This is a genomic window from Candidatus Binataceae bacterium, from assembly GCA_035308025.1.
GTDB lineage: Bacteria > Desulfobacterota > Binatia > Binatales > Binataceae > JAJPHI01.
The window spans coordinates 18,287-44,136 of the sequence record DATGHL010000039.1; the positions used below are offsets into that span (position 1 = coordinate 18,287).

Below are 25,850 nucleotides of genomic sequence, written 5' to 3' on the forward strand. Positions count from 1 at the left end.
ACGGGCGATGCGCATCACCTTTATATTGCCAGGTTTGGCGCTCGCTCCCGGCGGCGGCGTCCGGGTAGTTTATCGACAGGCCAACTATCTGGTGCAGCGCGGACACCAGGTGGAAATTGTTTTTCCATATGCCGTAGCCTCGCTCAACGCCGCGCAAGCTGAGTCCGCGTCGCTGCGGGAGCGGTTCGGGAAATTTCTCGAATGGAAGCGCGGGCGGCTCGCGGTGGCTATCCGGAGCGCGCGCGGAGCGTCACTGGTCTGGTGGCTCGAGCTGGACCGGCGTGTGAAGCTGAATTTCGTTGAGAGCCTCGACCAAAAAAATATCCCGGACGCCGACGCGGTCATCGCGACTTTTTGGCGCACCGCGGAATATGTCGCTGAGTATCCTGCGATCAAGGGCGAAAAATTCTATTTCATTCAGCATTATGAGATCTGGGGCGGCCCAAGCGATCGGGTTGACGCGACGTGGCGGATACCGATGCATAAAGTAATGGGGTCAAAGTGGCTGCAGTCACTCGGAGATGAAATGGGCCTGACCGACATGTGCTACGTCCCACCCGGGGTTGATCATCAGCTCTTCCGCATCATGGCGCCGCCGGCGACGCGGCAGAGGAGTGTAGTCGGATTTTATAGCTGTCAGCCGTGGAAGGGCACCATCGATGCGGTGGCGGTTTTCGAGCGGCTGCACGAGCGCTACCCGGCACTGCGACTGAGCATGTTCGGAGCTGAGCGGCCGCGGGAAGGGTTACCGCGGTGGTTGAAATATTATAGAAATCCTCGACAGGAGCAACTCGCGCGCGAAATTTACAATACTCACTCGATCTATGTATGCGCCAGTCACGCCGAGGGTTGGGGTTTGCCGCCGGCCGAAGCGATGGCGTCGGGCTGTGCGGTGGTCTCGACCGACTGCGGTGGCGTACGTGATTACGCGGTCGATGGTGAAACTGCGCTGCTCAGTCCGCCAAAGGATCGAGCGGCGCTGTTCGACAACTTATGCCGGGTGCTCGACGATGATGCTCTGCGGCTCGCCCTCGCCGAGCGCGGAACGAACTGCATTCGCGAATTTACCTGGGAGCGTTCCGGACCGCTGTTCGAAGGTTACTTGTGCGAAGTGCTGGCGGCATCGCGTGAGCGGGGTGCGGCCTGATTGCTTCGATGATCGCACCGGCTTGCCGCGACCTGCCGTCCGGAGTAGCGTGCAAAACGAAGCGAGGCCGCATCCGCGCCCGCTTCGTTGTTTTTATGGATCATCGGAGAATTGCGACGCTTTTCACGTCATCCGGCGGCCCCCGAGCAGTTTCGGCGACCGGCGCGGCCGGAGCGTTACGCTGAAGTCGACGCGCTGAAGTCTGATGCGTTGCGGATACTGTCGCGAACGGGCGGGGATCATGCGCAAGATCTGTGCGACGTGCGCACGGGTGATCGAAGTCCTCGAACGCGAGGCCGGCCGGGTGGGATGGACCGATTTGGTCGATCACTTCGCGGCGGCAGGATTGAGCCGAATTCAGGTGGATCGGGTGCTCGACGCGGAAATCGGTGAGCGTCCGGCCTTGCGCGATGAGCTTACATCGACGATGGCGAATACTTTGATGCGCGGCCTCGGCATGCCTGGGCGTCAATCTCCCGAGGATGTGCAGCGTATTCGGCGCGCGGCGGCGCGGGGCGCGGGCGAAGGTACCTGGGCGGCAGGAGCAGCTTCGTCAAAGGCGGGAACCAGATGATTGCGCCCAGCCGAATTGTGAGCCGCCGCGGGCGATAGTGGAGGTGGGATGAGTATCAGCAGCATGGGCGTGATTGGCGCAGGCCAGATGGGGGTCGGCGTCGCGCAGGTGGCGGCGCAGGCGGGCGTCAGAGTCGTTCTCAATGATGTCAATGAGGCGCTTTGTATCCGCGGTCTGCAGGGGCTGGAACGCAACCTTGATCGTCTGGTGCAACGCGGCCGGCTTAAACTTGAGGAGCGCGATCGCATAATGCGGAATATCGGCACCTCGGCCAGGCTCGAAGATTTGACTAAGGTCGATTTCGTCCTCGAGGCAGTGATCGAGCAGGAAGATGCGAAGATTGCGCTGTTCCAGAAACTCGACAAGATCTGCCCGCCGGAAGTAATTTTCGCGTCTAACACCTCCTCGATCTCAATCACCCGGATGGGCGCGCGGACCAGCCGCGCCGATCGTTTTATCGGGATGCATTTCATGAATCCGGTGCCGGCGATGCGGCTGGTCGAGATTATCCGCGGGCTGGCGACATCGCCCGAGACCTACGAGGCGACGCGGACGCTGGCCGAACGGCTGGGCAAGAGCACGATGACCGCGGAGGATTTTCCCGGCTTCATCGTCAATCGAATTCTGCTGCCGATGATCAACGAGGCGATCTATACGCTGTATGAAGGCGTTGGCGGCGTGACCGATATCGATACCGCGATGAAGCTCGGCACGAACCAGCCGATGGGGCCGCTCGAACTGGCGGACCTCATCGGGCTGGACACCTGCTTGGCGATCATGGAGGTGATGCATCGGGTGTTCGGCGACGACAAATATCGTCCGTGCCCGCTGCTGAAGAAATATGTCGACGCCGGATATCTTGGACGTAAAGCGACGCGCGGATTTTATACGTACGACGCGCAGGGTAATCCAGTACCGCCGGTGGCGCCCGCGCGCTAGCCGCTGCTACGAGTTGCTTCGGATTAGGAGGGAAACGCAATGGCAGTCAAAGCTTTCATTCTAATCGACACTTCGGCGGGGAAGGCCCGCGAAGTGGCTCATCGGTTGCGCGAGGTGGCGGGCGTGTCGGCCGCACACGCCGTGACCGGACCGCATGACATAATCGCGATTGCGGAGGCGGCCGACGTCTCGGCGCTGGGCGAGCTGATCGTGCATAAGATCCAGAGTGTGGTGGGAGTGAATCGGAGCCTGACATCGATCGTGGCGGATTAGGCGCGCCGCTCGGGCGCAACATAGTGAATTTGCACTGCTGTCGCGGTCAAACACCGCGGCGGGAGCGGATAAGGAAGACGGTAGTCGAATGGCGGAGTTGCCAGTACTTAAACGTCTGCGCAAAGAGCAGGAGACGCTCAAGCGCGAGCTGACTGTGGATTTGCCGAAAGAGCTCGAACGCGCGCGCGCGCATGGCGATCTGTCTGAAAACGCAGAATGGGCGATGGCCAAGCAGCGCCAGGAATTTTTGCGCGCGCGGCTCAACAACCTCGAGGCGCGGATCGCCGAGCTCTCGATGATCAATCTCGACTCGATCCCGCGCCAGACCGTGGGCCTGGGCAGCAAGGTCGAACTCGAAGACCTCGATGGCGGCACACGGAACGAATACGAGATCGTCGTGCCGGAGGAAGTTGACGGCGCACAGAATCGGATCTCGTTATCCTCGCCGCTGGGCAAGGCGCTGATCGGCAAGGGTCCCGACGACGATATCGAAGTCCAGACGCCCCGAGGTAAACGCTCATACCTGGTGGTCAAGCTCGTGACGATCCACGAGCTGCTCGCCGCCGAGAATGGCGCCGGCTCACGCTAGAGCGGCGCGAAATGGAGAAGCGTCCGCTAGCGCCAGCCGGCGCGTTGATACTCGGGCTGCTGATCGGGGCCGGGTTCGCCGTCGGCGGTTACTTCATCGGGCAGGATTTTTATGCGGCGCGGATGGGCGAGCGCTATGTAACAGTCAAAGGGCTGGCGGAGCGCGAGGTCAAGTCCGACCTCGGGACCTGGACGATAAGCTACACTGCGACTGCCGCGGAAGTCGCCGAGGCTAACGCCGCGATCGAGCAGGATCAGACGGTCGTGACGGCGTTCGCGACCGCACACGGTTTCGCTGCTGCGGAGATCGAAGTGCAGCCCACCACGGTCACCGATACTTTCGCGAGCCAATTCCAGGGCCGCCCTTTGAATCCGGCGCAACGCTATCTGATCAAGGGCGGAATCAAGCTGCGCTCAAGTAAGGTTGACCAGATTCTGACGGCGAGTCAGGACAGCGGCGAGCTGGTCAAGCAGGGGGTGGTGCTCGGTGAGAATTATCCTCAAGCGCCGCAGTATTTCTTCACCAAATTGAACGATATTCGGCCCGCGATGCTGGCCGACGCTACGCGCAGCGCGCGCGCCGTCGCGGAGCAGTTCGCAGCCGATTCCAACAGCCGACTCGGCCTGCTGCGGCGCGCCGGCCAGGGGGTCTTCGAGATCAGCGGCCGCGATGCCAGCGGTGACAGCGTCGCCGGCGACGAGCAGGGGTCGCTCGAGAAGAAGGTCCGAATCGTCTCGACGATCGATTATTATCTCATCGCGCGGTAGGAAGCGCGCGGACTATCAAGCGCTTTGGCAGGCGCCTTTGGAGCAATACTACAGTGGCTCGGCGATCGCAGCGTTGAGAAAGCGGCTGAAGAGCGCGCCGCTGGAATCGAGCGCGACGTCGTAGATCGACGCGGTGCGGCCGGGGACAAAAACCTGATGGCCCTCGTCGAGCAAGGCCTGGAGGACGCAGAGTCCCAGGGCGGCGTATGGCCGCCCGGCCATCGGGCCGCGAATCAACAGCCAGAACAGGATGCCGTAGTTGACAAAATGGGCGGTCTTGCGGATGAAGCCATGGAGCATCGCGATAGTCGCGGCGGAGGCGGCGGGCGCAATCCAGCGCAGGATCGGCTCGATGACGCGTACTGTATTGGCCGCGGAAAACAGGGAGGTCGAGAGCACGAACATCAGGCCGATCCAGAGGATCGGCGGCGCCCAGGCCGTCAGTCCGGAGCTAGCCGCAGGGTTGCCGCCGAGCGGCGGTTTAAGCGTCGATGTGGTCATCTATCCTGCTAAAAGTGTGAGCTGGCCAGGTTGGTTTTTTGCTGCGCTACCCGCGCGGCGGATTATATCAAGCGCGCCTGAGCTGAGTAAGCTGCGCGGAGTTTCGATTCCGTCCGCCGGTAGTTTTCGCGCCAGTCTCATGTGCTTCGAGCCGCTCGCGCAGCTATAGTTTTACGATGGAACAAACGCTCCATATAGCGACGGCGCAGCCGGCCCAGCCCTGTACCGTGGTGGTCTTCGGCGCCTCCGGGGATCTCGCCAAGCGCAAGCTGATTCCGGCGCTCTACAATTTGCGCGCAAGCGACGGCGCGAAAAGCCCGCACGATTTTGCGGTGGTCGGCTTCGCCCGCCGCGAGATCGCGCTCGACAAATTTCGCGGGGATGCGCGGGAATGGGCCAAGCGCTTTTCGCGCGTCGAAATCGAGGCGCGGTCGTGGGACGAATTCGCTGCGAACCTCGACTATGTCTCCGGTCTCGATCAGGCGGACGGCTTTCAGCGGCTCAAGGAGCGGCTGGAACAGCTTGAGGCGAAGCGCGGGCTGCCGCCGAACCGGATCTACTACCTCTCGGTACCGCCCGAGGCAGTGCGCGAGTGTATCGAGCGCCTGGGCGCGGCCGGGCTGATCGCCAAAGCGGGCGCGGAGAACTTCACGCGCGTGGTGCTCGAAAAGCCGATCGGCCACGACCTCGAGAGCGCGCTCGCGATCAACCATGAATTGCACGCTCATTTTGACGAATCGCAGATTTTTCGCATCGACCACTACCTCGGCAAGGAGACGGTGCAGAACCTGCTCGCGCTGCGCTTCGCCAATGCGATCTTCGAGGGCATGTGGGGCGCGCGCAATATCGATCATGTGCAAATCACGGTGGCGGAGAGCGAGGGCGTCGGCGCGCGCGCGATGTACTACGATCCCGCCGGCGCGCTGCGCGACATGGTGCAAAACCATATCATGCAACTGCTGGCGCTGATCGCGATGGACCCGCCGGTCGCGCTCGACGCCGGTGCGATTCGCGATGCGAAGCTCAACGTGCTGCGCGCGATCCGGCCGCTGGCGCCCGGCGGCGCGCGCGACCTCGTGGTGCGCGGGCGCTACACCGACGGCCTGGCGGAGGGCAAAGTCGTGCCCGGCTATCTTAAGGAAAGCGGGATTCCGGCTGACTCGCAGACCGAAACCTTCGTCGCGATCAAGCTCTTCATCGACAACTGGCGATGGGCCGGGGCGCCGTTCTATCTGCGCACCGGCAAGCGGATGCCTGCACGCGAAAGCCTGATCTACGTCCAATTCAAGAACACCCCGCGCATCCTGTTCAATCGCAACGCGCAGCTGCCGCCCAACGCCCTGACGATCAGGATTCAGCCCGACGAAGGCTTCTCATTTGAAGTGCTGGCGAAGCAGCCGGGACTTGACGTCGTGCTGCGGCCGGTGCGGATGAACCTGCGCTATCAGAGCGAGTTTTCCGGCCAGTCGCCGGAGGCCTATGAGAGGTTGCTGCTCGAAGTCATGGCGGGCGATCACACTTTGTTTGTCAGCGCCGATTTTGTCGAAAAATCGTGGCAGTTTGTCCAGTCGATCCTTGATCAATGGCAGGCCGACCGATCGATCCCGATTCAGGATTATCCTGCCGGCAGTTTCGGTCCTGCCGCCGCTGATGTAATGATCGGCAAGGATGGCCGCGCCTGGCGCAACACGAGCGCTGACGCGGCGCCTCGGCTCTGACGCCACGTTTCAACGGCGTTGATCGGGCAAGTGAGTCGGCGAGCTGCGTCAAAAATCTTTATCGGCAGAAGTGTCGATTGCATAACGGAGAGGAATCGTAATATGGGACAGTCACCGGTCTATATTCTAGGAGGAGCGCAGAGCGATTTCGCGCGCAACTGGAACAAGGAAGGCCAGCACTTTGTCGAAGTGATGCGTGAGACGGCGACGACCGCGTTCAGTTCCAGCGGCCTGGAGCCGCGCGACATCAAGACCGCGCACGTCGGTAATTTCGCCGCCGAACTCTATGCGAAGCAGGGACAGCTCGGGGCATTTTTCCTCGAACTCGATCCGGCCTTCGCCGGCCTGCCGACCACGCGTCATGAGGCGGCGTGCGCCTCGGGCTCGGTGGCGATTTTGGCGGCGTCGGCGGAGATCGAGGCCGGGCGCTACGACTGCGCGGCGGTGGTCGGCCTCGAGCAGATGAAAACCGTCGATACTGCCACCGGCGGCGATTTCCTCGGCACCGCGGGCTGGTACGAGCGTGAATGCAAGGGCAAGGAATATCCATTCCCGCGCCTGTTCGGACGGCTCGGCGACGAATATGACAAGCGCTTCGGTCTCAAGGACGAGTACCTGGCGCAGATCTCGGCCGTGAACTACGCCAACGCGCGACGCAATCCGTTGGCGCAGACGCGTAACTGGCCGCGCAGCGAGAACGATCCGCAACAGCGGGAAAAGTTCAACCAGGCGATCGCCGGACGGATCAAGGTGCGCGACTGCTCGCAGGTCAGCGACGGCTGCGCGATCGTTTTCCTGGCGTCGGAGGAGTTTGCCGCCGGCTATGCGAAACGGGTCGGGCGCAAGCTCGAAACCATCCCGCAGATTCGCGGCTGGGGCCATCATACGGCGCGGATGGAATTTGACGCCAAAGTCGCCGAGAGCCGCGATAACCCCTACGTACTGCCGCACACCCGTCAGGCGATACTCGACGCCTTCGCGCGCGCCGGAGTTAAATCCGTATTCGCGGTCAACGGGATCGAGACGCATGACTGCTTTACGACCTCGGAATACATGGCGATCGATCATTTCGGAATAACGCAGCCCGGTGAATCGTGGAAGGCGATCGCGGAGGGCGTAATCGAGATGGGTGGGAAGCTGCCGATCAATCCGAGCGGCGGGCTGATCGGCGCGGGTCATCCGGTCGGCGCGACCGGGGTGCGTCAGATGCTCGATTGTTATCGGCAGGTGACCGGCACGGCGGGCGACTATCAGGTGGACGGCGCGAAGACCTTCGCGATGCTTAATATCGGCGGCAGCGGCACGACCAGTTGCGCGTTTGTGATCGGCAGCTAAGACCGCACGCATTACTCAATTTTGCTCAATCGAAACGGTGGCATGGTCGATGCCACCGTTTTTTTTGGCCTACTCGGAGGCTCGCCGCGACGCCTATGAATTTTGCCTTCGCACAATTGATTACGGCGGCTATGGTCTATGCGCTCGGCGGGCTCTGCATGAAGCTTTCTGACGGACTGTCGCGGCCGCTGCCCACGGCGCTGCTGTTCATCCTGTTTGCGCTCGGGGCGGGATTGCAGGCGCTCGGGATGCGACGTGCCGATCTCGGCGTCGCTTACATTCTGGTCCTGGGACTGGAGGCCGTGGCCGCGCTCGCGCTCAGCGTCTTTGTCCTGGGCGAGAGCTGTTCGCCGTCGCGGCTCGGCGCGGTCGCGATGGTGATTATCGGGATCCTCTGGTTACGCCGGACGTAACGGGCGAATCGTCGGACGTCGCCCAGTTTCAGCTAGAGCTCGCGCGTCATCGCGCGATGAGCAATGCCGGCCTCGTCGAAAATCTCGCCCACGGGGAGAAACCCATTCTTGAGATAAAAACCCTCAGCGTGGAGCTGCGCATGAAGGAGCGCCGTGCGGAACTTGCGCCGCCGCGCCGCCTCGATCAGATATTCGAGGAGCTGGCGCCCGATGCCTTCACCGCGCCGCGCTTTCAGCACCGCCATCCGGCCAATCTTGACCTGATTGCTATGCGTGACCATGCGGCCGCATCCGACGGGCGTATCACCCTCGAACGCGAGGACATGGAACGCGTGCGCATCGTCCGCGTCCATTTCGATGTCCTCTGGGATCTGCTGTTCCTCAATAAAGACGACTCGGCGCAGCGCCCACGCCTGCTCCATCGCAGCACGATCGTTGATTTCGACAATCCGGACAGGCGAGCTCTTCGTCATAGGAGCTTGAGTAGCGCGGGGCGGGGCGAGCGTCAAACCACTGCGGCGTTGAGAGAGAGGGATACATAATCCTGTAATAGTTGTGATACGAATTCTTCATGGCGCAAACAGTAGCGAAGGCCACCGATCGTGAACTGCTTGAAGCGGCGCGAGCAATGCTGGACGCCGACTACCCGATCGCGCTGACCGGGGCCGGGATTTCAGTTGAGAGCGGGATTCCGCCGTTTCGCGGACCGGGCGGTCTGTGGACCAAGCACGGCGAGCCGCCGATGAACGGCTATCAAATCTTCCTCAACGATCCGAAAAAGGGTTGGGAGGAACGGCTCCGGCGGCAGAATGACGAGCTGTGGGGGCCGCTCAAAGTGGCCAGACCCAATCCGGGCCATATCGCGATGGCGGAATTGGAAGCGCTTGGCGCGCTGCGTTTTCTGATTACGCAAAACGTCGATGATCTCCATCGGCAGGCCGGCCAGCAAGCGCTCGCCGAGATTCACGGCAACTGGAAGCTGATCCGCTGTATCGAGTGCAACAATCGCTTTGCCGCGGAACAGATCAGCCTCGAGCACCTGCCGCCCGCCTGTCCGCGATGCGAAGGCCTGCTCAAGGCCGATACGGTGGCGTTCGGCGAGCCGATTCCGCGCGACGTGCTGGCGGATTGTATAGAGCATTCGGCGCGCGCCGATCTCGCACTCGTCGCCGGCACCTCGGCGACGGTCTATCCGGCGGCGGGCTTCGCGCTCGAGGTCAAGCAGCACGGGGGCGTACTGATTGAAGCAAATCTCTACGAATCGGAGATCACGCCGCTGTGCGACTTCAGCCTGCGCGGAGCGACCGGCGAAATCCTGCCGCGGCTGACCGCCGCGGTCTCCGAGCTGCGCAAGGCAAAGCTGTCCTGAGGAGCTTTGCCGACGAGTCAATTCAGCGCGCGGCCTAGGGATGGATGCGCGGTGAGGGCGGCGTCTCCGGGACGCCGGGCGCCGCGATGCGTTGCACCAGGAGCATCCGGCCGCTGCCGTCGAGGTCGGTCGGATTGCTGCGCAGTATCACGCGATACTTGACGCTGAGCCGCGGCGGTACGAGTCTCCAGTCATCTTCGGGGCTGACGACGAGGGCAGGCCCGCTCGCGTCGAGCGGCGTCGTGAGCTGCAAATCGCGGCCGTTGTAGAAGGCGAAGCCATAGTCGAGATTGCCGAAGTAGCCGACTGCGCTGCCGGCGGCGAATTTTCGCGTGTCGGCCGCGAATTGTTTGAGCGCGAGCGTTTGCGCGATCGCGGGTTCGATCACGAGATTGATCGCGAGTACGACGCCCACCTGCCCAACCAGGAGTGTGGTGATCAGCGACTCGATCCGTGGACGCGTGCGTAAGAGATATGCTCCTGCGGCAGCGATTGCGATCGGGAGTGCAATTGTGGCGAGCGGCCACGCATGAGCCTGGGCAGCAATCCGACCCGTCAACTCCGGCACGAGAATCCCGAACATCCGCAATACTGAGTTGGTGCGTCCGGGCCAGAGAAAGAGCGTCGCCAGGCTGAGCGCTGCGCCGAGCCCGGTGGCCACCAGGATTCCACCGTAGGCGCGCGATAGGAGTGCGGTAAGCCGCGGCATTGGGTCGCCGGCCGCGATCGCATCGCAAAGGAAGATAGCGACTAGGGCGCTAATCGCGGGATAGAGCGCGAGCAGGTAAACACCGCGCTTGCTTTGCGGCAGGTTGTAAAAAAGCAAAACAGTCAACGTCCAGACGACGAGATAGCCGAGGCGCGAATCGCTCCGACCGACTTTATCATTCGCCTCGCAGACGCTCTTCGGGCTTTGCTCTTCGACGGCAGGCGGCCTGCTCGAATTCGCTGCGCCGCGCTTGGCGCGGATGAATTGAAGCATCACGATTAGTGCGACGGGGGTCCACGGCATCAGACCCGCGAGCAGCGCCCCTTCTTCGTAGTAAAAGGGATGGGCGTGGGCGGCGTGCCCGGCGCCGTGCGGAATTAATCGATAAAGATTTTCGGCGAGGATCTGCTTGCGTATGAAGGCGCCCCCGCCGGCCAGGATCGCCGCGAGGTACCATCCGCCGCCGAGCAGCGCGACGATCGCCGCTCCGCGCGTAAGGTGAAGGCGTGGAATCAACTGCCAGCGGCGATAGATCGCGACCCAGATGATCGCGACCAGGATCGGCAGTGCCGCGCCGATCGGGCCTTTGGTCAGGATCGCAAGCGCGAGCGCGAGATAGAGGAGAGTAGTGCGGTTGCTGAGCCCCTCGGCGATCGCCAGGAACTCGAAGAAAGCGATCGCCATGAAAAAGCTCAGCGTCATATCGACGCGCGCGCCGCGCCCGGCCTGCACGAATTGAAATGTCGTAGCGAGGATCAGAGCCGCGAAGAGCGCGGCGCGCGCCTCGAACAGCCGGCGCACGTAGAGATAACAGGCGAGCATCGCGGCGATCGCGCACAACGCCGAAGGAAGCCGCACCGTCCACTCGCCGACGCCGCCCGCCAGCACCGAGATGATCGCCGCCAGCCAGTGCATCAGGAGCGGCTTCGACGGAAGCTCGACGCCGGCGCGCATCGGCAGGATCACGCCGCCGCCATTGACAATGTCGAAGACGGTCACCGCCTCCCGCGGCTCGCCCTTGGTGTAGAGGGGATAGCCGCCGAGATTGAGGAGAAAGAGCAGGGCGCCGACGATCGTGATCAGCGGAAGCGCACGGCGCGGCGATGCGAGCGCGTCGAGCAGCCCAGTGCGCTTCGCGTGCAGCGGCGCCGGGCTCTGCACGGACTGGGATGATGCTGTTTCGACTTCCATCTTTCTTTTGGCGCGCCGGTTGGTCGCCGTCCTCGCCGCGGAGGTTTTCAATACGGTTGCCGGCGACTACGATAGCGGCGCGACGGCGCCGATGCAGCATTAGCGCCACGCGCCATGATGACTGACCCCGCGGCGAACCCCTCCAGTCGGCTCATGCATGCATCTACTGCGCACCGTCGCGGCGTCGGCCTGGCGATGGCGATCGTCACTACGATCGTCGCGGCGCTGCAACCCGTCGCGCTGCGTTACGGGGCTTTGAAGACGGACCCGCTGATTTTCGCGACCATCGCGGTCGGGGCGGCGGCGGTCGTCGCGGCGAGCGTGCTCGGCTACACCGGCGAAATCAAAGTGCTGATGCGCCGTGATTATGCGCCGCGGCTTTTCGTGGTCTCGATGACCGGCACGCTCGCCACCGCGCTCCTATTGATCTACGGGCTGCGACGGATCGACGCGATCGCGGGCGTGCTCCTGCTCGAGAGCGAGCCGATCTATTCGCTCGTGTTGGCGATGCTTTTTCTGCGCGAGCGCCCGTCAGGCCGGCAAATCTTCGCCACGGCGACAATCCTCGGCGGGATCGGTTCGGTCTTCGGTGCGAGTCGCGTGTTCAGTCCGTTTTATGCCGCCGCAATGGTGATCCTGACGCCGCTCTTCTGGCAGAGCTCGCACGTCCTAGCGCTCCGGCTGATGCCGCCGCTACGACCATTGTGCATGGCGGGCGCCCGCTACATCTATTCGGCGCTGGTCCTGTTTGTGATCGTGCTCGTCGCGCATCGCGGCGCCTTCACGCAGTCGGTTGAAGTCGAGGTTCTGCTGGCCGGATCCTTCACGGGCGCCGTCGTCTATTTCATCGGATCGCTGAGCTGGTATGGCGCGATCAGCCGCCTCTCGCTGGCGTGGACGACCGCCCTGGTGATCCCAGGCGTGCCGCTTCTCTCGATGGGTTTCGCGATTATTTTTTTGGGCGAGCGCCCGGGCCCTCGCGAAGTCGCCGGCGTTCTCATCGCGATCGCCGGGGTGGCGCTGTTAGTTACCGGAATCGACGCCAGCCGAGTGTCGCCGTTTGAAGCGGCCGAGGCGACTCATCAGCCGCTCGCGTAACGCGCCTCGTGGCGGGTGTTTGACTCTCGGCCGTTGCTGGTCTTTTATTGCGACTGCGGTGCAGGGTGCGGCTGCGGCGCAGGCCAGTAGCGGCCCGCGATCAAAATCATTCGGAGGATCAAGAAATGGCGCGATTGGTTAAGCATGACGAAACCGGACCTTACCAGGTTCCCGAGGGTACGGAGCTGCCCGCCTGGATTTGCGGGTGCGGACTTTCCAAGAACAAGCCGTTCTGTGACGGCACGCATAAAAAAACCCGCGATGAGGGCGGACAGCTATTCACGTATGACGGGGATAATCGAACCCCGGTGAAGTAAGGTTGGCGGCGGCGCGCGTCACCGTCGTCACGCGACGATGGGGCGCGCGTCTCAGCAAAGTCGTCTCCCAGTCGCACACGAAGAGTTCAGCCGCGCGCGAGCGCGACGATAATCACGAACGCGGCCAGCGCGACGCGATACCAGGCGAAGGGCCCGTAAGTTCGAGTGCGCACAAAGCGGATTAGCCCGGCGATCGCGATCAAGCCGAAGACCGCGGCCGCAGCAAAACCCGCGATAACCCCTCCGCCGAGACCCATGCCGATCAGATGGCGGCCCTCGACCAGGCCGGCGCCCGCAATGATCGGCGTCGCCATCAGGAAGGAAAAATTGGCGGCGGCGGCCCGTTCGATGCCCAGGATTCGCGCCATCGTGATGGTCGCGCCCGAGCGCGAGACACCGGGAATGATCGCCACCGCCTGGCTAAGTCCGATCAGTGCAGCATCGAACAGACCAATCTCGTGAATCTTTCGCTCTTGGGGCCGGGTGCGATCGAAAAACCATAGGGCGAGACCCATCAGCGTCAGGGTGCTGGCTATAATCCATGGCGAACGGAAGGTGCTCTCCGCCGCCTTCTCGAGCAAGACACCGATGATCGCTCCGGGAATCGAGGCGACGATTAAGAGCATCAGCAGAAGTCGATTGCGGTGATCGCTGTTGAATAGCGCGGTGCCCATCTCGAGCCAGTTACGCCAATAGAAGATTAGCAGGGCGAGCAGTGTGCCGAGGTGCAGAGCGACGTCGAAGGCGAGGCCCGGATCCTCCCACTTCAGCAGCCAAGGGACGATAATCAGATGGGCCGAACTCGAAACCGGCAGGAACTCGGTCAGACCCTGAACGATGCCAAGGATGATCGCGTGGAACTGTTGTGTCATCGCATACCCAGGTGGAGGAGTCAGGCAGGAGTTCTCTCCCGCGAAGTTTATACGTATTATCTTTGTTAGCGCGAGAAGGCGGTTGCCTGCATATCGACCGATAGTTACGTTCAAATGGCATCAGTTTTTACCTATAAGCTCCTATAAATAGATTAATTCTCCTAAATAAACTGACAACCGCGACTGAAGTCCTTGGCAGAAGAACGCGCGGCAGGTAATATGCGGTTGGCAGACTGGGGAAGGAGGATGGTCGGCGATGGCGCGGAGCTCCGAATTGAAAGTCGTCAAGTTACGCGAGCATGAAGCTGTGGGCAGCGGGATGGCATTGTCTGACGCGACCAGCGGCTCGCGGCGTCTCGACGAGCCGCGACGATTTCCGACGGTCTCGACGATGCCGCGTCTGCCGGTCATGATTCCGGATGAGATCCTGGATTATTATGGATGGGTTTTCTGTCAAGGCGGTTTTCTCAACCTGCAGATGACGTTCGAGCAGTTTCTGGCCGTGGTTGCGGCATTGAGCCCGACCGGTTTGACCCCCGAGTACGATGAGATTGGCGCAGCCGGCTAAGTTTTGCGTTGTGAGATTCGAGTCTTCGTCCTGGCGTTGGTCCTTCGCGATTCATTTATTTCACTGGGCTTAGCAGGGTGTTTCTTACCCAGACACTTTGAAATGGGCTGACGTCGGTCGGCGACGTCAGTCCATTGTCTTTGGCGATTACGGCCCAGTTGTCGGCTTTGCCAGTCACGCGTTGAGCCAGCGCCTTGAGGTCCTCGTTGGGGAGAAGCGTAAAATTGACGCCGCCGCGGTTCGGCAGATGCGATGCGGGCGGATATTTGGCCGCGAGTTCGTCAATCTCTTTGAACAAGGCGAAACGGTTGCTTGCCTTATAGCTTGCGAGTTGCTCATCGGCTATACCTTCGGTCCGGACGTTGATGATGATCTTGCTGCGCCGGCTGGCTTCAGGCACTACCTGAATTTCATAACGGTAGCGCGGATGTTCGCCGATCATCAGGGGAAACCATCCGGTAGGCGTATTGATGTCGGCGTCGCGCCACAGGGTTACGATGGAGTTATCGGGCTGGACCTCGAAGAGGATGCCGTCACCGCGCAGCGCGTCCTGGGTCAGCCCCAAGGCGTCGTTGGCGGAGTAATTGACCTCGTGTTCTTCGCCCAGGGCGGAATCGGTGGCGGAATAATGCTCGACGGAGGCCGAATAGCCGAAGTAGCATCCGGCCATTGCGGCGAGAGTGCAGGTTGCGACCGCAAAGATCCACGAAGTTCGACGCGATTTCGATAATGCTGCCATACCGCGAGTCAGGAAACCATGCGAGAATCATCCGCGCAAGTCGATGGGCGGGATTGGGCCTGCCGTCGGCGTGATCGGCGGTCACACCGGACGGTTTCAGACTCTAATAAAACGCTGTAGAATAATACGAGTAAGGCTGTGAACGGAGAATCCGGGCATGTAGTGGCAGTGGTCGGCGCGGCGACGGCGGGATCGGAAATCGCCCGTATCCTTGCGGCGCGCGGAGCACTGGTCGTGGTGTTCGAGCAGAACGCGCGGCCGTACGGAAAGATCGAGGATGGGCTGCCGCGCTGGCACGTCAAGCAGCGCCGCGACGAATACGAGGAGATCAACCGTCGGCTCGATCTTCCGAATATCGAATATGTGCCGCTGACGCGACTGGGCATAGATATCAGCTTTGAGGAATTGCGCACAGCATGGGGACTGAGCGCGATCGTGCTGGCGCATGGGGCTTGGCGCGATCGGCCGTTCCCGGTGACCGCGGCGGAAGCTTATTTGGATCGCGGGCTGATCTATCAGAACCCGCTGATCTACTGGTTCAATCATCACAACGAGAGAGCTTACTCGGGCCCGCAGTATGAGTTGGCGCCGGGCGGGATTGTGATCGGGGGCGGGCTCGCCTCCTTCGACGTGGTCAAAGTCCTGCAGATTGAAATGACGCTCAAGGCGCTTGCCGCGCGCGGGATCGAGGAGCAGATGATCCGGCTCGAGCGCGAGGGGATCGACGCGGTCCTGCAGAGTCATGGTCTCGACTGGAGCGCGCTGGGGCTCGCCGCCAGCAAGCTGTTCTATCGCCGCCGCGTGCTCGATATGCCGCTGTCGGACATCGCGCCGGATGCGCCGCCTAAGCGGGCGGAATCTCTAAGACAGGCGCGGCTCAAGATCCTGGAGAAGGCGCAGCGCAAGTATCTGTTCGAGTTCGAGGACCGCCGGGTGCCTACCGGGATCGTGACGACGGGTGACCGGCTATGCGGACTCGCTATCAGCCGAACTGAAGTAATCGAAGGGAAGGCGCGGACACTCGCGGGCAGCGCCGAAGATGTGCGCGGTCCTTTTGTCGTCAGCTCTATCGGCAGCGTGCCCGAGCCGATCGCTGGAATCCCGCGGGATGGCGAAGTCTACAAATACCTCGACGCTAAATGCGGTCTGCTGCTCGCCGGATCGACCGCGGTTTATGCTGCCGGCAACGTGCTCACCGGCAAAGGGAATATCAAGGATTCTCTCGACAGCGGCACGGAGATCGGTACGCTGGTAGCCGAGCGCTATCTGGGGCTAGCGGATGATGGTAGCCGGATTCCGTTGGCCGGAGGTGAGCGGCTCGCGGCCGAACAGATCGGCAAAGAAATAGCTGAACAAATTGGGATGCGTGCTCTGCTTTCGGGCGAGAGCATCCGCCAGATTCGCGAACTGGTAGAGCGTCGGCAAAGAGCCGTCGGTTACGACAGCGCCTACCGCGCGTGGATCGCGCAAGTTACTCCGACGGATTTGGAGTAACTTGCGCCGCCCAGTCTAACTGCCGGATAGTCCTATTGCCCGCGACGATAGCGACGACGCAAAAGCACGAGTGCACCGCCGATCAGAACCAAGCCCTGTGCCGCAGTCGCCGCGTCCAGTTCCGGAGCTTCAAAAGGGCCGCCGCCAACTCGATGATGATAGCGCGGACGAGCCCAATCGTTTCCCTGGGCCAAGGCGGCCGACGGGCTGAGAGGACAAAACGCGAAGAATGTCGCGAACGCGACAGCGCCCGCACCAAGCCGATTCAAGACCAGAGATTTCACAGAGAGCCTCCTGTTGGCTAGAGTCCTATCCCCACCTCGCGTATTGTGGCTGCTGTGCGGAATCGTGTCAAGAGAGAGTTGGGGACAGCGTAACTAATTACAGATCGTACCGCGAAAGCCGGACGCCCTTTTTGGCAGAGATGCATGTCCGGGCGCACCGGCGCATGTGTCGAACGGAAATAATCCGCTCGCGCCTGACTAAGCGGGTGAAACTCCAGCAGCGAGGCTACGAGGTTAATTCTAGCTCGCGCATCGATACCTGCGGAGGAGCACAAGCGCGCCGCTGATCAAAACCAACCCCTGTGCGGCTGTGGTGTCGAGTTACGGAGCTTCAGAGGGTGGGCCACCGCCATGATCGTGGTGGCCATCGTCAGCGAAAGCGGGTCGCGAGCTAAGCGGGGAAAGCGCGAGCAGCGCCATAATCGCAGCGCTTCCAAGAATAACTTCAGGGCTGACTTAATGGTTTTGAGCCTCAATGTAGAACTTTCTCTGTTTAGTTGAGAACACGTAGCGATCTTGGCTATGAATGTTTGCGCATAATTTCTATATGTTAAGTGAGAGGATCAAGAATCGGCTTAAGTAACAAAGCACGAAGAAACACACAGTCCGGCCTATTGAGATTACTCAAGACCACGGTGCAGCGTGTTTCATTCAGCTACGCAGAAAGTGTCTTTGAGACCGCTCACAGGAAAACGAAAGTGACTCGTGAGGCGGACGGACCGAAGCTCTGAGCGTCAAGGCGCAAGAGGTGTGCGAGCAAGCCGGATACGCAGCGAGTTTTCCTGAGGTTGCAGCAAAGCATATGCTTGGATGACGTGATTAACCGGAGGCAGCAGTGGATCAGCTCGAGCGCACCGACCCGGAAATCTTTCGCCTGATTAAGCAGGAGGAGCTGTACCAGACCGAATCGGTGCGGCTGATTCCGTCGGAGAACTACGTCTCGGCGGCGGTCCTCGAAGCGACCGGGTCGGTGCTCACCAACAAGTACTCCGAGGGCTACGCCGGGCGGCGCTACTACGAGGGCCAGCGCTATATCGATCAGGTAGAGAGCCTGGTGATCGGGCGGGCCAAAAACCTGTTCGGGGCCGAGCACGCGAACGTACAGCCTTATTCAGGCTCGCCGGCGAATCTGGCGATCTACTTCGCCCTGCTCAAGCCCGGCGAGGGGTTGATGGGCCTGGCGCTGCCGCACGGCGGCCACCTGACGCATGGATGGAACGTCAGCATCACGGGCAGTTTCTGGCGTCCGATCCACTACGTGGTCGATCGCGAGTCCCAGCGGATCGATTACGATGCCGTCCGCGAGCTGGCGCGCAAGGAGCGGCCGCGGATTATCGTGACTGGGGCGACGGCCTATCCGCGGCAATTCGACTTCAAGATTTTCAGCGAGATCGCCAAAGAAGTTGACGCCTACTTGCTGGCGGACATCTCGCACATCGCCGGGCTGATCGTCGCGGGCGTTCATCCGGATCCGGTTCCTTACGCCGACGCGGTGATGACGACGACGCACAAGACGCTGCGCGGTCCGCGCGGAGCGATGATTCTGTGCCGTAATGCGATCGCCGAGAAGATCGACAAGGCGGTCTTTCCGGGACTGCAGGGCGGACCGCACAACCATACGACGGCGGGAATCGGAGTGGCGCTCAAAGAGGCGGCGACGCCGGAGTTCAAGCAGTACGGACGTCAGATCGTGAGCAACGCCAAGGCGCTGGCGGCGGGACTGCTCGAAGAGGGCTTCAATCTGGTCTCGGGCGGCACCGACAACCATCTGATTCTGGTCGATCTAACTAATAAAAAAGTTATCGGCAAGAAGGCGGCGCAGGCGCTCGATCGTGCGGGGATCAACTGCAATTACAACACCGTGCCATATGATCCGCGCAAGCCCTTTTCGCCGAGCGGCATCCGGTTAGGCACGCCAGCGGTGACCTCGCGCGGGATGAAGGAGCCGGAAATGCGGCAGATCGCCGCGTGGATGGGTCAGGTGATGACGCAAATTGACGACCCGGCGACGCTCGAGCGGATCGCGGGCGAAGTTCGCGAGTTCTGCCGGAGCTTCCCGACACCCGGGATTTTGACACACTAGCGGAGCCAGGGGGCGGAGTCTGCGACGCGCGGCCAAAGTCAGGACTGCGCGAGCTGCGTCAAGAAGCAATATGAAAGCCATCATTATCGGCGGCGGGATTATCGGCAGTAGCATCGCGTGGCGCCTGGCGCGCGAGGCTGTGACAGTTACCCTTCTGGAGCGCGGCCGCGCCGGGCAGGAAGCCTCGTGGGCGGCGGCCGGGATGATCGCGCCGCAAGCGGAGGCGCAGGGCCCGGGAGCTTTTTTCGACCTTTGCGTCAAGGCGCGCGAGGTTTTCGCCGGGACGGTAGAGGCGCTGCGGCAGGAATCGGGAATCGATCCCGAGTATGACGACGCGGGAATTCTCTACGTCGCCTTCGACGCCGCGGAGCAGGCCGAACTAAAAGAGCGGGCGCGCTGGCAGAGCCGCGCCGGCGGCGTGGCCGAGGAACTCTCCGGCGATGAGGCGCGCCGACTTGAGCCCGAGCTCTCCGCCGAGGTGGTCTACGCGGTGCACCTGCCGAACGATCGGCGCACGGATAATCGCCAATTGACGCGCGCCTATGCGGCGGCGGCGGTGGCGCGCGGGGCAACGATTCGTGAGGGCGCCCGCGTCGAAGCGATCATAACTAAAGACGCTCGCGCCAGCGGAGTCCGGCTGCACGGCGGCGAGGAGCTCGCGGCTGACGTGGTGATCAACGCGGCGGGCGCCTGGGCGGGCGAACTCCGCGGCCTCGGGCAGGATCGCGTTGCGATCGCGCCGATCCGCGGACAGATGCTCTGTTTTGAGAGTCTGCGCGCGCTCGCGGGACCGGCGATCTTCTCGATGCACGGCTACCTGGTGCCACGCCGTGACGGCCGCCTGCTTGCGGGCTCGACGATGGAGGAGGCCGGCTACGACAAGCGCGTGACGCTGGAAGGAATCGAAAAGATCTCACGCGGCGCGCGCAAAATGATGCCGTCGCTCGGCGGGATGGCGTTTCGCGAGGCTTGGGCCGGGCTGCGTCCGGCGACGCGCGACTTGATGCCGGTGCTGGGAGCGTCGCCGTCGGTCGCTGGGGTTTTTTACGCCGCCGGCCACTTCCGCAGCGGTATCCTGCTGTCGGCCTTGACCGGCGAAATCCTCGCCGATCTGATCCATCAGCGCACGCCTGCGATCGATCTCAAACCGTTCTCTCCGGTGCGTTTCTCTGCGCCCAACCAGGCGCGGGTGATGGGCCTGGTGCGCGACATGCTGTTCCGTTCGCGAATCGACGCCGCCGCAAAAGTGCTCGGGGTCAAGGTCGCGTACGCCTCGACGCTCGAGCAGGCGCGCGCGCGCTATGCCGAGATTCGGCCAGCGATAGTCTTCGCCGATCTGTCGGATGCAAACTTCCCCGCCGCGGCGACCGCCGCCGCGATCAAGCACGATGGCGGGGTTGGCGCGCGGCTCGTGGGCTTCGCCGCGCACGTCGATCTGAAATCGCTGGCCTCGGCGCGCGAGGCCGGCTTTGACCTCACACTGTCGCGCAGCGAGTTCACGGCGCGCCTCAAGGAGCTGCTGCGTTAGCCCTCTGGCGCAGTCTCACTCAATCCTGTAACGGAACTTCGCCGGCAGGTGGAAACATCTGATTTCGGTGCTTGCGTCGGCCTGCGCCGCTGATAAGCTTCAGAGAAGGGCTCTAATATGTCGGTGAACAAGGCAATTCTGGTGGGCAATCTCGGGCGCGATCCGGAGATTCGTTCCACGCCCTCCGGGCAAAACGTGGCAAATTTTTCGATCGCGACGACCGAGAACTTCAACGACCGCAGCGGGGCCAAGCAGGAGCGCACCGAGTGGCATCGGATCGTCGCGTGGGGCAAATTGGCCGACGTCTGCGGCCAGTATCTCAAGAAGGGGCGGCAAGTTTACGTCGAAGGGCGGATTACGACCCGTCAGTATGAGGCCAAAGACGGTAGCGGCAAACGCTATAGCACGGAGATTGTCGCGCAGACGGTCCAGTTCCTCGGCGGGCGCGCGGGTGCGATGGACGATGCGGGCGGCGGCGCGGGCGGGGGCTTCGATGCCGGTCCGCCGCCGATGGACGACGAAGACATTCCCTTCTAGGGTATTGAACGCGCCCGAAGGCGCAATTCAGAAACCGGAACCGGCTTCGCTGGCGCGAAGCTGTCCGAGATCCTTCGACTGCGTTCGCGCTGCTCATTTCGCTCAGGATGACACCCGGCCGGCCACGCCAATCACAGGCTGGCGACTTACAAAACAACTTCTGACTCGGGACATTAGCTTTCGTGGAGTCGTAGGCGCGGGAATTCACCGCGCGGATGGCCTTCTCGCGCCGCGCTGAAAAAGCGAGCGAGCGCCGAAGAAAACTCCTCCAATTCGAGGCCTATTAATTCTGGCGGTAGCGACTGAAACTTGATCCGCGCTTTTGCCCAAGTGGATTCGGCGCCGCGAAGATTCCCGCGTTCGAGGTGAAGCAGCGCTGCCGCCGCCTGAATCAACGCCTGAAGCAAAGTTTTTTCCGCGCCCGCCGCTTGCTTCCAGATCAGTTCCCAGACTTCATGGCACTCAAAGAAGCGGCCGGCGTTGAACAACCTCACGCCGCGCTCGAAGTCATCGGACCATTCGGTCTTTACCATCACGCGCATTGTATGCGTTGTGTGATTGACCGTTGAAGCGTGCGAGGCCGACAATGCCGGATCGCGGAGGCAGCTATGACATCGGCAAATAAACTTATCGCGCTCGAGGGCGCGACGATCAGCATGAGCGAAGCGGGACTGATGATCGGTGGCAGCGACGCCATGATCGACATCCCGATCCCGTCTTTTCTGGTCGAGCACGCGAAGGGCCTGGTGCTGTTCGATACCGGCTGCGCGCCGGAGGTCGCAGTCGATGCGGAGGGCTGGTGGGGAGTCGCGACGAAGTTCCTCAAGAATATCCGCTTCAGCAAGGATCAGGTGGTGGATCAGCAGGTGCGGCTGCACGGCTATAAACCGGCAGACGTAAAATATGTCGTCGTGTCACATCTCCATCTGGATCATTCGGGCGGGCTCAAGCTGTTTCCGGATGCACAATTTCTCGTGATGCAAGGTGAGCTGCCCTATGCCTATTGGCCCGAGGCGAAGGCGCGCAACGGCTTTATCTTCAATGATTTGGCGCCGACGCGCGGCTTTGCCTGGCGCGAACTCGCGGGCGATACGGACATCTTTGGCGACGGCAGCGTCATGATGCTCAAGACCGCGGGCCACACGCCGGGCGAATGCTCGTTGCAGGTCCGGCTCAAGCACGAGAGCATCGTGCTGACGGGCGATACGATTCATATCCGTCCGCAGCTCGAGACGCTGGCGGCGATGCATAGCGATTACGATATTGCCGAGGCGAGCGCGTCGATTCGTCGGTTGCGCGATCTGCGCGACGCGGGCGAGGCGCGGCTGTGGATCAGTCACGCGCCTGAAGACTGGGCTGAGTATCCGCGGCAGATGGAGTAGCGCGCGCCGGGCGCGGACCGGGCATCCCGTCGTAGACCAGGGCGCGGCCGTCGGAGTGAAAACCCATCGTAGCGAAGAGGTTGACGTGCGCCGATTCGAGCGCGGGAACATCCGCGATCGTGTCGATGCGCAGCTTCGGCCGAACTCCCATCAGGGCGGATAGCGCCGTCCTGAGACGATCGGCGCCGAGTGGATTCGGGACTATCAGCGCGTGACTGCTGAGGCCCAGAATGACGCTGCCGCCGGCGACGACGAGGAGATTTGTGGACTCGCGCGTGACACCGCATCCGGGCAGCAGCACGCCAAACGGATTGGCCGGATCGAGCGCGTTCATGACGGCGCAGGTATTATCGTCAACCTGGCCAGCGCGGATCGCGTGAAGCGTCGCGAGCGCTTCCGGCGTCGCATACTGCTCGCCCGAGAGCGCGCGCACGAACCATCCGCGCCGGATCAGTCCGGCATATTCCATCCGGCGCAGTGCGAAGGCGAGTTCGCGCCAGGTGAGGTCAAACTGCTCGAGCGCAAGCATCTCGCGCGCGAGGATGCCGTGGCGAGTCAGCAATACAGCGGCGAGATCGCGGACGCGATCGGCGGCAGTGGCTTCGTGCTTGAGTTCGCCGGCAGGGTGCGCCGAGGCGGCCAGCGACCAGCGTCCGCTGAGGCTCGACTTGAGGCGGGCGCGGACCGCGGCGTCGTGACGGGTCGGTACGTGAGCCGCGCCGTTGCGCGCGAGCGTGCGCGCGGCTTCAGGCTCAGCGGCGATCAGGCGCAGCGGCGCAAAGCTGTCGTTCGAGACCGCGCCTGCGGCGGCGAGCCGCCACAAGCCGGCGAGGACGTCGCGCTCGGGCAGATTGGCGTGATCGGCGATCTGATCGAGGTACTGCGCGCCGTGATCGCGCATCGTGGCGAGCAGTTGCGCGTCAGCATCGCTCAGAGGCGGGAGTTCGCGAGGCGCAAGCTGGGCTGCTCGACGCGCGACAAAAGCGACGCGCGTGGGAAACTGCTCGGCCGGGCTGGCGTCGTCTTCCATCGGCGCCGCGAGCCAGGCGAACTCGCCGCTCAGGCACAGGAGGTCGAGATGCTCGGGGCGGTAGTCGCGGATGCGCGCGGGCAGAATCGCTGACTCCCAATACTCGGGCGGATATGCGAGTCCGGCCAATTGCTCGATGACGGCGCGAACGCTGTCGGGACCAGGATCGAGCCGTGCCGCGCCGCAATGATTCCAGGTCAGGCGGAAGGCGGCGAATTCGTGATCGGCGCAGGGCTCGACCTCGGCGCGCAGCTTATTCAGGGTCTGCCGATGGATGCGTTCGAGCACGTAGCGGTCGCACCATTCCTCAGTCGCATCCTGTTCGCCAACACCGTTAGCTTCGGGACGCGGGGTGAAGTGACCGCGGAAAACCGCGCCCTTTGCTTCGAGCGCCGCCAGTGCTTGAGCGATCGCAGCAGGCGGCAGCCACAGGAGGCGGGCAAGCTCGTTCGGAGTAGCCGGAGGCGAGATCGCGAGGGCGCGGCGGACCACCTCCTCGCGGGCGCTGTCAATCTCGAAGGCTTCGGACGGCGACGGCGGCGCAGCGAGCGCGGTCGCGTTTGGGTAGGCGGCGGCGAACAGCCCGACATCCTCTCGTGTGAGCAAAACCTCGGGCGCGTCCGGCGCGAGGATCGCGCGGATGACGCGGGCCTGTTGCTCGAGACCGGCGAGGATAATCGAGCCGTCAGCCGCAACGCGATCGCTCACGCCGGCGAGCGGGAGAAAGCCATGCGCGCGAATCAATTCAGCCAGCTCGTCCGGATTGCGCGCCCGTGCATTTGGCGCGCGGCCATCGATCTCGGCGGCGACGCGCTCGATTGCGTCGGCGGCGAGCAGCTCGGCGAGGTCCTCGGTGCGGAAGACGTCTTCCGCCATCGCGCGATTCATCGTGACGGTGCGCGAGCGGCGGTTGGCGCGCTCGCCATCGTCAAGAAAGGAATAATCCCAGGCCAGCAGGATGCGATGGGCGAAGACGGAAGGCGCGGTACTGTCGACGAAGACCGTGCGAATCGAGCCGTCCTCGACGCCGCGCAGCAATTGTTCGAGGCACTCAATGTCGGCAGTCTCGGTGAGGCACTCGCGCATCGCTTCGTTGACGACGAAATGGTCGGGCAGCTCGACCTTGATCGGACGATTCTCGAAGCAGGCGTTGCGGCCGGGGAAGAGCGCCGTAATCAGTTCCTGCGTGCGCAGGCGTTGAATCCAGGCCGGAATTTTGCGGCCTTGCGATGAACGCAGGATCGAGAGGGCGCGCGTCGCGACGTGGCGGAAGCGGACTTCGAACATCGGCGCATCGAGCAAGGCCTGGGTCAGCGTCGTCCGCGCTGACCGCGAGGTGATCATGCTCAGGATCTGCTCCAGCGGAAAGCTGTGGCGCGAGTTGAGCGCGAGGAGCACGGCGTCGTCGATCGCGGAGGCCTGAATCTCGAAGTCGAAGGTCTGACAGAGGCGTTTGCGAAGCGCGAGGCCGAGCGCGCGATTGAGCCGGATGCCGAAGGGCGCGTGAATGACAATCTGCGTGCCGCCGAGGCCGTCGAAGAAGCGCTCCACCACCAGGGTGTGCTCGCCCGGGAGTGCGCCGAGCGCCGCCATTCCGCGGCGAATGTAGGCGACCGCTTGGGCGGCCGCGGCGGGTTCGAGTTTGCACTCGCGCTCGAGCCACTGGGCCGCGGCGCACTCGGCGGGTGAGGGCGCAGCGTTGCGCTCAGCGGACAGCGGTTTTGTCGCGGCGTGATCGGCGTTGGGCGTCATCAGGCGTGTCGCGATTTCGAGTCGTAAGCCGGAGACCTCAGCCGAAAGCGCGGCCGAGCGGCCGCCGGCCTCGGTTTGCCAGAAGGGCAGGCTCGGCGCCATCCCGGGCGCCGGTTCAACCATCAGGCGATTCTTCGAAATGCCGAGGATCTGCCAGGGCATCGAACCGAGCGAGAAGACATCCCCGCGCATCGATTCCTGCGCAAAGTCTTCTTCGACATCGCCGATCTTGCGTCCGGCCGAGGCGATGACCACGTCGTAGTTGCCATTTTCCGGAATAGTGCCGCCGGAGGTGATAGCAGCGAGGCGCGCGCCGCGGCGGGGTCGGACAAGACCCGCGGCACGATCGTAAAAGATCTTGGGATTGGCGCCCTGGATACGATCGGGCAACTGCGCGGCGAATTGCGTTAACAGCGCGCTCAAAGCGTCGTGATCGAGGCTGGCGAAATTCGGCACCGCGCGCAAAACGCGGAGCAGGGCGTCGTCGGAAATCTCGTCCTCTTCTGCGGCGATCGCGACGATCTGTTGTGCGGCCACATCGAGGCAGCCGACGGGAATCTGCACCTCGTCGAGACGACCGGCGCGAATCGCGCGCACCGCCGCGGCGCATTCCAGGAGATCATCGGTGGTAAGCGCGAAGA

25 protein-coding genes are annotated in these 25,850 nt (G+C 62.6%); 18 read left to right on the plus strand and 7 right to left on the minus strand.

Annotation, left to right across the window (positions count from 1 at the left end; genetic code table 11):
- Positions 1 to 7: 7 nt before the first annotated feature.
- The 6 genes from VKS22_11710 (at position 8) to VKS22_11735 (ending at position 4,289) form a co-directional block, all read left to right on the plus strand.
- Complete coding sequence (locus tag VKS22_11710) at positions 8 to 1,147, plus strand: glycosyltransferase family 4 protein (protein ID HLW71275.1); 1,140 nt, start codon at positions 8 to 10, stop codon at positions 1,145 to 1,147.
- A 241-nt stretch (positions 1,148 to 1,388) separates the two neighbouring features.
- Positions 1,389 to 1,721 carry a hypothetical protein gene (locus VKS22_11715; protein HLW71276.1) on the plus strand — a complete coding sequence of 111 codons (333 nt, stop codon included), beginning with the start codon at positions 1,389 to 1,391 and terminating at the stop codon, positions 1,719 to 1,721.
- Positions 1,722 to 1,769: 48 nt separating this feature from the next.
- Complete coding sequence (locus VKS22_11720; protein HLW71277.1) at positions 1,770 to 2,660, plus strand: 3-hydroxybutyryl-CoA dehydrogenase; 891 nt, start codon at positions 1,770 to 1,772, stop codon at positions 2,658 to 2,660.
- 39 nt (positions 2,661 to 2,699) lie between these two features.
- Positions 2,700 to 2,933 (plus strand): Lrp/AsnC ligand binding domain-containing protein, encoded by a 234-nt coding sequence (locus VKS22_11725; protein HLW71278.1) that lies wholly within the window; start codon positions 2,700 to 2,702, stop codon positions 2,931 to 2,933.
- A gap of 88 nt (positions 2,934 to 3,021) precedes the next feature.
- Positions 3,022 to 3,522, plus strand: a complete 501-nt coding sequence (locus tag VKS22_11730) for a GreA/GreB family elongation factor (protein ID HLW71279.1) — start codon at positions 3,022 to 3,024, stop codon at positions 3,520 to 3,522.
- 11 nt (positions 3,523 to 3,533) lie between these two features.
- Entirely contained in the window at positions 3,534 to 4,289 is a 756-nt protein-coding gene (locus tag VKS22_11735) for an SIMPL domain-containing protein (protein HLW71280.1), read from the plus strand.
- 48 nt (positions 4,290 to 4,337) lie between these two features.
- Here the strand turns inward: VKS22_11735 and VKS22_11740 are convergent, their stop codons facing one another.
- The gene (locus VKS22_11740) at positions 4,338 to 4,790 is read right to left on the minus strand and encodes a VanZ family protein (GenBank protein HLW71281.1); all 453 of its coding nucleotides are present in this window, start codon (positions 4,788 to 4,790) and stop codon (positions 4,338 to 4,340) included.
- A 176-nt stretch (positions 4,791 to 4,966) separates the two neighbouring features.
- Between VKS22_11740 and zwf the strand changes: the two genes are divergently transcribed.
- The 3 genes from zwf (at position 4,967) to VKS22_11755 (ending at position 8,256) form a co-directional block, all read left to right on the plus strand.
- The gene (zwf, locus tag VKS22_11745; GenBank protein ID HLW71282.1) at positions 4,967 to 6,508 is read left to right on the plus strand and encodes a glucose-6-phosphate dehydrogenase; all 1,542 of its coding nucleotides are present in this window, start codon (positions 4,967 to 4,969) and stop codon (positions 6,506 to 6,508) included.
- Positions 6,509 to 6,610: 102 nt separating this feature from the next.
- Entirely contained in the window at positions 6,611 to 7,843 is a 1,233-nt protein-coding gene (locus VKS22_11750; protein ID HLW71283.1) for an acetyl-CoA acetyltransferase, read from the plus strand.
- A gap of 95 nt (positions 7,844 to 7,938) precedes the next feature.
- Positions 7,939 to 8,256, plus strand: a complete 318-nt coding sequence (locus tag VKS22_11755; GenBank protein HLW71284.1) for an SMR family transporter — start codon at positions 7,939 to 7,941, stop codon at positions 8,254 to 8,256.
- Between the two features lie 32 nt (positions 8,257 to 8,288).
- Here VKS22_11755 and VKS22_11760 read toward each other — a convergent pair whose 3' ends face one another.
- Positions 8,289 to 8,729 (minus strand): GNAT family N-acetyltransferase, encoded by a 441-nt coding sequence (locus VKS22_11760; GenBank protein ID HLW71285.1) that lies wholly within the window; start codon positions 8,727 to 8,729, stop codon positions 8,289 to 8,291.
- Positions 8,730 to 8,827: 98 nt separating this feature from the next.
- Here VKS22_11760 and VKS22_11765 point away from each other — a divergent pair, with 98 nt between their 5' ends.
- Positions 8,828 to 9,625, plus strand: coding sequence for a Sir2 family NAD-dependent protein deacetylase (locus VKS22_11765; protein HLW71286.1), 798 nt, complete (start codon positions 8,828 to 8,830; stop codon positions 9,623 to 9,625).
- A gap of 34 nt (positions 9,626 to 9,659) precedes the next feature.
- On the opposite strand, the gene VKS22_11770 is transcribed toward VKS22_11765, so the two are convergent.
- The gene (locus VKS22_11770) at positions 9,660 to 11,525 is read right to left on the minus strand and encodes a glycosyltransferase family 39 protein (protein HLW71287.1); all 1,866 of its coding nucleotides are present in this window, start codon (positions 11,523 to 11,525) and stop codon (positions 9,660 to 9,662) included.
- Positions 11,526 to 11,678: 153 nt separating this feature from the next.
- Here VKS22_11770 and VKS22_11775 point away from each other — a divergent pair, with 153 nt between their 5' ends.
- Positions 11,679 to 12,623: a DMT family transporter gene (locus VKS22_11775; GenBank protein ID HLW71288.1), complete on the plus strand. Its 945-nt coding sequence runs from the start codon at positions 11,679 to 11,681 to the stop codon at positions 12,621 to 12,623.
- A gap of 125 nt (positions 12,624 to 12,748) precedes the next feature.
- Entirely contained in the window at positions 12,749 to 12,940 is a 192-nt protein-coding gene (locus VKS22_11780) for a CDGSH iron-sulfur domain-containing protein (protein HLW71289.1), read from the plus strand.
- 86 nt (positions 12,941 to 13,026) lie between these two features.
- Here VKS22_11780 and VKS22_11785 read toward each other — a convergent pair whose 3' ends face one another.
- Positions 13,027 to 13,812, minus strand: coding sequence for an undecaprenyl-diphosphate phosphatase (locus VKS22_11785; GenBank protein HLW71290.1), 786 nt, complete (start codon positions 13,810 to 13,812; stop codon positions 13,027 to 13,029).
- 256 nt (positions 13,813 to 14,068) lie between these two features.
- Here VKS22_11785 and VKS22_11790 point away from each other — a divergent pair, with 256 nt between their 5' ends.
- Positions 14,069 to 14,380, plus strand: a complete 312-nt coding sequence (locus tag VKS22_11790) for a hypothetical protein (GenBank protein ID HLW71291.1) — start codon at positions 14,069 to 14,071, stop codon at positions 14,378 to 14,380.
- Positions 14,381 to 14,435: 55 nt separating this feature from the next.
- Here VKS22_11790 and VKS22_11795 read toward each other — a convergent pair whose 3' ends face one another.
- Positions 14,436 to 15,119, minus strand: coding sequence for a hypothetical protein (locus VKS22_11795; GenBank protein ID HLW71292.1), 684 nt, complete (start codon positions 15,117 to 15,119; stop codon positions 14,436 to 14,438).
- A 138-nt stretch (positions 15,120 to 15,257) separates the two neighbouring features.
- On the opposite strand from VKS22_11795, the gene VKS22_11800 reads away from it, so the two are divergent.
- From VKS22_11800 to VKS22_11815, 4 genes are all read left to right on the plus strand, one after another.
- The gene (locus tag VKS22_11800) at positions 15,258 to 16,613 is read left to right on the plus strand and encodes a hypothetical protein (protein ID HLW71293.1); all 1,356 of its coding nucleotides are present in this window, start codon (positions 15,258 to 15,260) and stop codon (positions 16,611 to 16,613) included.
- A gap of 1,119 nt (positions 16,614 to 17,732) precedes the next feature.
- Positions 17,733 to 18,980, plus strand: coding sequence for a serine hydroxymethyltransferase (glyA, locus tag VKS22_11805; GenBank protein ID HLW71294.1), 1,248 nt, complete (start codon positions 17,733 to 17,735; stop codon positions 18,978 to 18,980).
- A 70-nt stretch (positions 18,981 to 19,050) separates the two neighbouring features.
- Positions 19,051 to 20,508, plus strand: a complete 1,458-nt coding sequence (gene thiO, locus VKS22_11810) for a glycine oxidase ThiO (GenBank protein ID HLW71295.1) — start codon at positions 19,051 to 19,053, stop codon at positions 20,506 to 20,508.
- 123 nt (positions 20,509 to 20,631) lie between these two features.
- Complete coding sequence (locus tag VKS22_11815; protein HLW71296.1) at positions 20,632 to 21,045, plus strand: single-stranded DNA-binding protein; 414 nt, start codon at positions 20,632 to 20,634, stop codon at positions 21,043 to 21,045.
- A 173-nt stretch (positions 21,046 to 21,218) separates the two neighbouring features.
- Here VKS22_11815 and VKS22_11820 read toward each other — a convergent pair whose 3' ends face one another.
- Positions 21,219 to 21,587, minus strand: coding sequence for a DUF309 domain-containing protein (locus VKS22_11820; GenBank protein HLW71297.1), 369 nt, complete (start codon positions 21,585 to 21,587; stop codon positions 21,219 to 21,221).
- A 66-nt stretch (positions 21,588 to 21,653) separates the two neighbouring features.
- Between VKS22_11820 and VKS22_11825 the strand changes: the two genes are divergently transcribed.
- A complete protein-coding gene (locus VKS22_11825; protein HLW71298.1) occupies positions 21,654 to 22,427 on the plus strand; it encodes an N-acyl homoserine lactonase family protein in 774 nt (257 codons plus the stop codon).
- On the opposite strand, the gene VKS22_11830 is transcribed toward VKS22_11825, so the two are convergent.
- On the minus strand, positions 22,378 to 25,850 hold a 3,473-nt coding region (locus VKS22_11830), incomplete at its 5' end, for a hypothetical protein (protein ID HLW71299.1). The two genes, VKS22_11825 and VKS22_11830, sit on opposite strands and share 50 nt — an antisense overlap.